We start from the raw sequence: 8,347 nt of genomic DNA, 5'->3' as shown, positions 1-8,347 counted from the left end.
TGCTAGGGATCGCTGTGACACGCACGCCGCCGCTCATCAAGACGCGTCGAAAGGTGTTTCGGGTGCGCGAAGGCGCAACGTCTGACTGACTTCGCCAGCGCTGAACAGATGGAAAACGCGGCGCGCTCGCCTATCATTGATTGCATTGCTCGTATCGGTAATTGGTGCGGCTTTCGGCATCGCGCTGGAGTTGGGAGTGTGGACGTGTACCACGGCGACGGACGAAATCGGAGGGTCCTATGGATTTAATCATCGATGTCGCGGGTGTGGACCAGGCTGAGGTGGTCCGGGAATTCGGGGACATTCCCAGCGAAGATCTGGATGTGATCAAATCGACAGCACTATTAGGTGATCCGGTCGTAACAGCCGTCGTACACGACGTGTTTCATAACTTGCCTGCAATCATCAGCTCATTGGCTGCAGTATTGGTGGCCTGGGGAAAGAAAGACGCCCTTCGCCGGGTCGTCCTCAAGAAAGGTGCAAGGTCGGTCAAACTCGAAATTCGTGGCATGTCGGGTGAGGATCTGCATAAGGTACTGGAAAGCCGGATAACGGAATTCCACAATGAAAAACCGGATTGAGCTTCAGCACGACGAAAACTCCGCGGACCTGCTAGACATCAAACGCGATCTTTATACAGTCGGTGGGTCCGTAGCGTTTGACCAGGATGTATTGAGGGACGGGTACGAGGTCTTACGTAGCGGCGGCGCCGGTTTTTTGTCGATCTCTTCGCCGGCGGCCCGGATGGAGATTTGCGAATGGCGTGGCCGCCATGCGATCGTCTGGGACGCGCGCTGGCTGGAATTTGTCACCGCGTTCTGCAGGTTGAACCTACCGCGTTTCCTGCTTGACGAGACTAAACATCGCCCGTTTCACTGGAACGGGTTCGTTGATCTTCAAAACCTCGTGGCCTTGTTCCTGATGGAACAGTTGTGCCTTCTGGGTGAGAGCGAGGTGGGCCTGGCGCTTTCGCTCAAGAAAATGTTCGTTTCAAAAGGCCTTACGGCGACGGCGGTTCTGACGACGCCACCGCCATTCCCGGATGCTCAGTTGCGTAGGCTTTATAAGGATTGCATACGTTTCTCCGAAGACAGTATGCGGCATCTGACGCTTTCGCACGAATTCACGCATCTCGCTTTCCATCTCGGCGTGCTTCAACATGTCATGGCGGCCGAGCAGCTGAAGCCGCTGGTTGGTGACCTCGTCGAACTCGCGAAGCGCTGCGGCCCGGCTGCTCTCGCTCGAATTCCCGAAGATGAGCGCCGTTTTGAGGGCGCGGAAATGATCGAGGAGATTTGTCGGAGGCTCCGCGGGGATGGCACATCGGATGAGTCGATCGAGGAGAGCTATTGCGACGTAACTGCCTCCTCGGCCTATGCTCGTAGATACGTCTCGCCGCGTGTTGCGCGGAACAACGATATCGCGCTCTTCCGGCGCGGTTACTGGGTCATCGTGAACTACCACACGGCTCTTTTTCTGTTCCACAAGATAGCCTTCACCGCGGCTACCATAGTCTCCCGAAGGGGCTGGTACGGCGTAGGTTTTTCCGGGGCGGCGGCCGCGCGTGACGGGATATCGAGGAGCGTCTACCGTAACGCAGTAAAGAACGTCGGGGGGCGATGCACCTTTTCAAACCGGTCGGATGAACTGCAGAAGGATTTTGACCGCCTGGATTCCAACGCCGCGACGTTGCTCTACGAGACCTTCAGGTGCCTGTCCGATTTTGCGTTTGACCAACGCTGGGCCGACTGGACAGCACGCGCTTCAGACGAGGTGGCGGCCGCCGGCGGCATTGAGGCTGCGCGTGGCGACGTGTTGCAATTCCTTGGGTGGCCGCGGCATTGAACGAAAATGCCCGCGGGTCGACGTAACGCGTCGCGACCAATGCCCCGCTCGTGCGGAGCCCGCCTGTACGAGTCCACGTCTAGCTAGCCACGCACAAGAGACCAGGAATCGTCCACTGTTCACCCATTGAGCGACCTGGCCACTGCCTGGATCATTGCTCGGGAATCCATCTTGCGGCGCCCGGTGCCAAAGCGTGGACACTGCAGGGCGAAAATCGGAGACAGCTTGAGCGCGTAAGTCGAACCCGACCGTTGGGCGATCCATTCGAAGACATCAACGCAGATGAACCGGCGGTACCGGCGACAGCGAGTGGCGAGCTGCGAAAAGTCCACGTCAACCGTTTCCTTGATGGAGTCAAAGATGAAAAACCCGTGGACCAAAAAAAATCCGTTCCTCAGTATGTGGTTGAGCGGCGCAAACAGGGTGGCAGGCTCAGCAAGAGGTCATGCATTGGCAGCGGCAAAACGAGGAACCAACGCTTTTCTGACCGCGGCGCTGACGCCACCGAAGGCGAAAAAGAGGCGATCGCGACGCTGATGCCGGGTTCATGTGCTGACGTATGCGCACGACACCTGCGCCTTGCCTCCGTTAAACGATTCGGTTCCTGCGTACCTTCTCGATTTTTTGGGGCACCCGCCGGGGCCTGTATGAAGCGATTCGTCAAAGCCGATGTCGCATGAAAGTCGGCGACTACCGTCGGAGCAACGCGCGATGGTTCGTCTTCCGGTCGACGGGCTCGCCAGCGATCAATTGAACTCCATGCTGATAAGGCTGAAGGCTTAGCTTTACAGGAGCGGTTTTTGCTGCGGATCGTGCGTCGCACGCGCCAGTGATCTGGTCGCTTTTATCGATGACTTCTGTTGGCGAGTCTTGAGGCCTGGAAATTGAAACGGTCGACGGGCAAAACGACATTATCAATTTTATTTTGCTCAGCCGAGGAGACGACAATGAGGACGATGGCGTCAGGCCTACGGTTAGCGTCCGCAGCTGTGTTGGTGATCGGCCTTGCCGGGTGCGGGGGTGGTGGCGATTCGGCCAGTACGGATGCCGCTGCAACGGCAAAGGCGTTGGCCGCCACCGGGAGCCCACCCGCGGACAGTGCGTCGGTCGCGTCCGGGATCGTAAAACTTCAGCGCTATCAGATCGACCCGACGAAGGTCTTCGTCGCCGGTATTTCGTCGGGCGGTTTCTCGGCGGTGCAGATGCATGTAGCCCACTCTTCGACCTTCAAAGGCGCCGCTGTCTACGCTGGCGGGGTGTACTGGTGTGCCGGCGCAGGAGGAGCCGCGACAGCTTTGGCAAACTGTGGCGGCTTGACGCTTCCGTCGAATCAGGCGTCGTACAACAGCACGCTTACGGCATCCGAGGCGTATCTGGACGCGCAATCGTCTCTCGGCACAATCGATCCGGCGACGAATCTGCGTGGTCAGCCCGTCTACCTCTGGTCCGGCACGCAAGACGAAGTCGTCAATCCGCTAGAGATGGCCGACCTCAACTCGGAATACCAGCGTTATGGAGCCAACGTTCACTTCGACAATACGTTTCCCGCCGAGCACGGCTGGGAATCGCCTGACGGCGAACTTGCATGCGGCACGCTCGGGAGCCCCTACATGGTGCGCTGCTCGGCAAATGGCGCGGTCTACGATTCCGTAAAAACGTGGCTGACGATGTTTCTCGGCCCATTGGAGCCGCGCAACGACGGAAAGCTGTCGGGTACGCTCTCTGCGTTCGATCAAACGGAGTTCGGGGCGTCGCCAAACATTTCGATGAGTTCAACCGGAAGCGTTTTTGTTCCCAAGGCCTGTGCGCACGGGGACACGTGCGGATTCGTGCTCGCACTTCACGGTTGTCTGCAGGAGGCGTCACTCATCGGAAACCGCTGGGTCACCGAGGCTGGGATCAATGAATGGGCCGACACGAACAAACTCGTGGTCGTGTATCCCGATACGATCGCTTCGTCGGCGCCAGGGCCGACGAATCCGAATGCATGCTTCGACTGGTGGGGCTACTCCAATCAATACGACCCGAACTACGCACTCAAGAGCGGCTTGCAGATGTCGGTGCTCTACGCGATGGTGCAGCGCGTGACTGGGCGACCGTAGGACGCTCGGGGCGCGGATCGAACCGGGCGTTCAAACGTCGGGGCTGCGCTGACCTCCGCGTGATGCGGTCGGCTCTCGTCGACCCTGAACTGCCCTTCGACCCACCGTCTGCTCGCCAAATGATAGCCGTCATTGCCCCGGTGAACTGCCGCAGCGGCTTGCTTCCGGGCAATATTTCGAATATATTGGAAATATGGAAGATAAAGACGTTATACGCGCCCTTGCGGCGCTCGCCCACGAACTGCGCCTGCGTGTGTTCCGCATGCTGGTCGTCGCTGGTCCGACTGGCTTGACGCCAGGCGCCATGGCGGAACAGCTCGATGTTCCCAATGCGACGCTCTCCTTTCACCTGAAGGAGCTGATGCACGCGGGGCTCGTCACGCAGGAGCGCGACGGGCGCAGCCTGATCTATCGGGCCGCCTATGACCAGATGAACGCGGTCCTGGGTTTCCTGACCGAAAACTGTTGTCAGGGACAGCCTTGCCTCGAACCTGGCGCGGCCCCATGCAAATGCTGACGGAGAACGACCATGAAGCGGTTTCACATCCACGTCCACGTTGACGACCTCGCAGCCAGTGTCACGTTCTATTCGAAGCTGTTCTCCGCGGAACCGGCGCGCGTCGAGGCGGACTACGCGAAATGGATGCTGGACGATCCACGTGTGAACTTTGCGATTTCAACGCGCGGCACGAAGGTCGGTGTGGACCACCTCGGCTTCCAGGTGGACGACGCGGCAGAGCTTGCCGAACTCGCAAAGCGAGCCGAGGCTGCGGACATGGCCCTGCTAGATCAGGGCGAAACCACTTGCTGCTATGCGCGCAGCGACAAGCACTGGGTTCTCGATCCGCAGGGTATCGCGTGGGAACACTTCCATACGCTGGACAGCGCTCCGGTATATGGCGAGCGCAGGCAGGCATCGCCGTTGGCGGGGGCAACGTCCTGCTGTGCCCCGAGCGGCAAACCCCTTTGCATCCCTGTTAAACCTGCCGGTTCGGCCTGCTGCTGATCACGCTGCCCACAGATAACACCATGACCACAAACGTACTCATCCTCTGCACGCACAATTCCGCGCGCAGTGTGCTTTCTGAAGGCATGCTGAACCACTGGGCGAAGAAGCTCGGCAAGGACGTCCACGCGTACAGCGCGGGCAGCGCCCCGAGCGGTCGCATCAATCCATTCGCGCTCGAAGCGCTGACGAACGCCGGGATTGATACGGAAGGCTATCGCAGCAAGAGCTGGGATGAATTCGCGCAGGACGGTGCACCCGAGATGCGCATCGTCATCACGGTCTGCGACAGCGCTGCGGCCGAACAGTGCCCGTTCTGGCCGGGCAGCCCTGTCAAGGTTCACTGGGGCTACGCCGATCCGTCGAACGCGCCGGGCGGCGATGAAGGCAAACGGCACGCATTCGAACTCACGCGCGAAGCGATCGGCTACCGCATGCTGCAACTGCTCGCGCTCCCGCTCGAAAGACTGGACAACGCCCAACTGCAGCAGGCGCTAAACGACATCCTTCAGAGCTGAATCCTCTCCATCGAGTCACCCCATGAACACCCCCAATGTTGCCGCTTCGGGGAAGTCGGCCGCGAAACCGGCCATCAGCTTCTTCGAGCGATACCTGACCGTCTGGGTCGCGCTGTGCATCGTCGCCGGAATTCTGCTTGGGCAAGTCCTGCCTGGTCTGTTCCAGGCGATCGGCCGGTTGGAATATGCGCACGTCAATCTGCCGGTCGGCCTGCTGATCTGGGTGATGATCATCCCGATGCTCGTCAAGGTCGATTTCGGCTCGCTGCATGAGGTGCGCCAACACGTCAAGGGTATCGGCGTCACGCTCATCGTGAACTGGCTGATCAAACCATTCTCGATGGCATTGCTCGCATGGCTCTTCATCAAGCACTTGTTCGCGCCGATGCTGCCTGCCGAGCAGATCGACAGCTACGTGGCAGGCCTGATTCTGCTTGCCGCTGCGCCCTGCACGGCGATGGTCTTTGTGTGGAGCCGGCTGACCGGTGGCGATCCGCTGTTTACGCTTTCCCAGGTCGCGCTGAATGACAGCATCATGGTGGTCGCTTTTGCGCCGCTCGTCGGCATGCTCCTCGGCATTTCCGCGATCACGGTCCCGTGGGCGACACTGCTCACCTCGGTGGTGTTGTACATCGTGATTCCAGTCATCCTCGCGCAGATCCTGCGCAAGGCGCTGCTAGCCAAGGGGCAAGCGGCGTTTGATACGGCGATGGCCAGGATCGGCCCATGGTCCATCACCGCGTTGCTGGCGACTCTGGTGCTGCTGTTCGCGTTCCAGGGCGAGGCCATCCTGAAGCAGCCGCTCGTCATCGTGCTGCTGGCTGTACCGATTCTGATCCAGGTGTTTTTCAATGCGGCGCTTGCCTACGGGCTCAATCGCGCGGTTGGCGAAAAGCACAACATTGCCTGTCCCTCAGCGCTCATTGGCGCGTCGAACTTCTTCGAACTGGCTGTCGCCACGGCAATCGGCTTGTTCGGATTCAACTCAGGGGCCGCGCTCGCGACGGTCGTGGGCGTGCTGATCGAGGTGCCGGTCATGCTGCTCGTGGTGCGCATCGTCAACCGCTCAAAGGACTGGTACGAGTGCGCCTGAGGAATACAGAAACGATCACAGAGGGCAAAAGTGTCCGATCTCACTAATGACCTCCCGCAGGTCGACCCCGCGCTGTTTCGCGTGCCCGACATCAATCGCCTGCAACCTGCAAAGGCGTCGTCCCATCCGCCGCGCATTCTCCTGCTCTATGGTTCGCTGCGGGAGCGCTCGTTCAGTCGCCTGCTGACCGAAGAAGCGGCGCGCTTGCTCACGGCGATGGGTGCCGAAGTGCGCACGTTCAATCCGAGCGGTCTGCCATTGCCGGACGACGCGCCGGACAGCCACCCCAAGGTGGCCGAACTGCGCGAGTTGGTGCGGTGGTCGGAAGGCATGGTCTGGTGCTCGCCGGAGCGGCACGGCGCAATGACAGGCATCATGAAGGCGCAAATCGACTGGATTCCGCTTTCGGTCGGGGCGGTGCGGCCGACGCAGGGCAAGACCCTCGCCGTGATGCAGGTCAGCGGCGGCTCGCAGTCGTTTAACGCTGTCAACCAGATGCGCGTGCTTGGACGATGGATGCGCATGCTGACCATCCCCAACCAGTCGTCGGTTGCCAAGGCCTTCATGGAGTTCGACGAAGCCGGCCGCATGAAACCTTCAGCGTATTTCGACCGCGTCGTTGACGTGATGGAGGAACTGGTCAAGTTCACGCTGCTGACGCGCGACATCGGTCCGTACCTCGTAGACCGGTACAGCGAACGCAAAGAGAGCGCAGAGGAGTTGATGAAGCGCGTGAATCAATCGTCCATCTGACGCGATGGTTTCCGGTCGCAGTTCGCGCCAGGTGTCGCTTAACCGACGGGTATCCGCCGAATGCTTCGCGTCTGCGCGAAATGCTTTTGGCCTCTGAATTCCACTGGTACACCAGGACCTGCACCATGCATCTCCGATCCGCAACTGTACACGACCTCGCCTCGATCGAGACGTTACTCGAAGCCAATGATCTGCCTACGGATGGCGTTGCTCAGCACTTGACCAATTTCATTGTCGGAGTGGGACCGTCAGGGATCATCGCGTGCGGCGGCGTCGAATTTTACGTTGACTTCGCCCTCATGCGTTCGATTGTGGTTGCGAGGGACTGCCGTGGTGCAGGTCTTGGCAAAGCCATCGTTGCCCGTTTGTTGGCGGAATGCCGGATGCGGTCAGTTCGATCGGTGGTGTTGCTAACTACCACGGCTGAGCACTTTTTTTCGGCACAAGGCTTTGTACCCATTGGGCGCGAGGAAGTGCCGCGCCCACTGCTGGCATCCAGTCAGTTCCAGGGCGTATGCCCAGCGTCAGCTACCACGATGATAAAGGTGCTCAAGGTCGGCGAGATAGACCATTGACCTTGCGCTCAGCGTCTGGTTCTGCGCGAACATGAGTCACTTGAAACGGGACATGCTGCGCGGTACGGATTCTTCACGGCGCTCCGCCCATTTCAGGATCGCGTCCAGTGCCGGGCACAGCGCCTGCCCCCAATCGGTCAGGCGGTAGTCCACCTTCGGCGGCACCTGATGATAGACCGTGCGCGTCACAATGCCGTCCTCTTCGAGGCGGCGAAGCTGCTGGGCAAGCATCTTCTGCGTGATGCCTGGGATCAGCCTCTCGAGGTCCGAAAAGCGTCGCACCTGACCACCGAAAAGGTGAAACAGGATGACCAGCTTCCAACGTCCTTCCAGCAGCTTGAATGCGGCTTCGACGTCGATTGCAGCGGTCGTGGGAGTGTAGGCTTTTCGGTTGGGCACGGCTTACTTACTTTTTAGTGCGTTCTTGCGATGTGGTAACTATAGCGCCATCATTG

The 8,347-nt window shown here is 59.7% G+C and carries 11 protein-coding genes; 10 read left to right on the top strand and 1 reads right to left on the bottom strand.

All coding sequences use genetic code 11. The features are described 5' to 3' along the window. Nucleotides 1–239 precede the first annotated feature (239 nt). From BMI01S_RS35005 to arsN2, 10 genes are all read left to right on the top strand, one after another. Nucleotides 240–581, top strand: a complete 342-nt coding sequence (locus tag BMI01S_RS35005) for a hypothetical protein (protein ID WP_028214561.1) — start codon at nucleotides 240–242, stop codon at nucleotides 579–581. Further along, nucleotides 565–1,845, top strand: a complete 1,281-nt coding sequence (locus tag BMI01S_RS35000; protein ID WP_028232867.1) for a hypothetical protein — start codon at nucleotides 565–567, stop codon at nucleotides 1,843–1,845. Before BMI01S_RS35005 ends, BMI01S_RS35000 begins: the two co-directional genes overlap by 17 nt. Nucleotides 1,846–2,096: 251 nt before the next feature. Further along, nucleotides 2,097–2,525 carry a hypothetical protein gene (locus tag BMI01S_RS41530; RefSeq protein ID WP_154671488.1) on the top strand — a complete coding sequence of 143 codons (429 nt, stop codon included), beginning with the start codon at nucleotides 2,097–2,099 and terminating at the stop codon, nucleotides 2,523–2,525. Between the two features lie 315 nt (nucleotides 2,526–2,840). Then, nucleotides 2,841–3,947: an extracellular catalytic domain type 2 short-chain-length polyhydroxyalkanoate depolymerase gene (locus BMI01S_RS34990; protein WP_244884706.1), complete on the top strand. Its 1,107-nt coding sequence runs from the start codon at nucleotides 2,841–2,843 to the stop codon at nucleotides 3,945–3,947. 193 nt (nucleotides 3,948–4,140) lie between these two features. Then, complete coding sequence (locus tag BMI01S_RS34985) at nucleotides 4,141–4,464, top strand: ArsR/SmtB family transcription factor (RefSeq protein WP_028214565.1); 324 nt, start codon at nucleotides 4,141–4,143, stop codon at nucleotides 4,462–4,464. 12 nt (nucleotides 4,465–4,476) lie between these two features. After that, the gene (locus BMI01S_RS34980) at nucleotides 4,477–4,953 is read left to right on the top strand and encodes an ArsI/CadI family heavy metal resistance metalloenzyme (protein ID WP_028214566.1); all 477 of its coding nucleotides are present in this window, start codon (nucleotides 4,477–4,479) and stop codon (nucleotides 4,951–4,953) included. A gap of 23 nt (nucleotides 4,954–4,976) precedes the next feature. Next, entirely contained in the window at nucleotides 4,977–5,471 is a 495-nt protein-coding gene (locus tag BMI01S_RS34975; protein WP_028214567.1) for an arsenate reductase ArsC, read from the top strand. Nucleotides 5,472–5,493: 22 nt separating this feature from the next. Continuing rightward, nucleotides 5,494–6,564: an ACR3 family arsenite efflux transporter gene (arsB, locus tag BMI01S_RS34970; protein WP_028232868.1), complete on the top strand. Its 1,071-nt coding sequence runs from the start codon at nucleotides 5,494–5,496 to the stop codon at nucleotides 6,562–6,564. 30 nt (nucleotides 6,565–6,594) lie between these two features. After that, nucleotides 6,595–7,317, top strand: a complete 723-nt coding sequence (gene arsH / locus BMI01S_RS34965) for an arsenical resistance protein ArsH (protein WP_028214569.1) — start codon at nucleotides 6,595–6,597, stop codon at nucleotides 7,315–7,317. A 125-nt stretch (nucleotides 7,318–7,442) separates the two neighbouring features. Further along, nucleotides 7,443–7,892, top strand: coding sequence for an arsenic resistance N-acetyltransferase ArsN2 (arsN2, locus tag BMI01S_RS34960; protein WP_028214570.1), 450 nt, complete (start codon nucleotides 7,443–7,445; stop codon nucleotides 7,890–7,892). Between the two features lie 36 nt (nucleotides 7,893–7,928). Here arsN2 and BMI01S_RS34955 read toward each other — a convergent pair whose 3' ends face one another. After that, complete coding sequence (locus tag BMI01S_RS34955; RefSeq protein ID WP_028214571.1) at nucleotides 7,929–8,291, bottom strand: winged helix-turn-helix transcriptional regulator; 363 nt, start codon at nucleotides 8,289–8,291, stop codon at nucleotides 7,929–7,931. Nucleotides 8,292–8,347 lie beyond the last annotated feature (56 nt).

Source organism: Paraburkholderia mimosarum LMG 23256 = NBRC 106338 (assembly GCF_000739815.1).
GTDB lineage: Bacteria > Pseudomonadota > Gammaproteobacteria > Burkholderiales > Burkholderiaceae > Paraburkholderia > Paraburkholderia mimosarum.
This window is presented reverse-complemented; position numbering and strand designations above follow the sequence as displayed.

Coding starts and splice junctions, on each gene's coding strand:
- BMI01S_RS35005 (WP_028214561.1), top strand. CDS start 240: ATGGATTTAATCATCGATGTCGCGGGTGTGGACCAGGCTGAGGTGGTC.
- BMI01S_RS35000 (WP_028232867.1), top strand. CDS start 565: ATGAAAAACCGGATTGAGCTTCAGCACGACGAAAACTCCGCGGACCTG.
- BMI01S_RS34985 (WP_028214565.1), top strand. CDS start 4,141: ATGGAAGATAAAGACGTTATACGCGCCCTTGCGGCGCTCGCCCACGAA.
- BMI01S_RS34980 (WP_028214566.1), top strand. CDS start 4,477: ATGAAGCGGTTTCACATCCACGTCCACGTTGACGACCTCGCAGCCAGT.
- BMI01S_RS34975 (WP_028214567.1), top strand. CDS start 4,977: ATGACCACAAACGTACTCATCCTCTGCACGCACAATTCCGCGCGCAGT.
- arsB (WP_028232868.1), top strand. CDS start 5,494: ATGAACACCCCCAATGTTGCCGCTTCGGGGAAGTCGGCCGCGAAACCG.
- arsN2 (WP_028214570.1), top strand. CDS start 7,443: ATGCATCTCCGATCCGCAACTGTACACGACCTCGCCTCGATCGAGACG.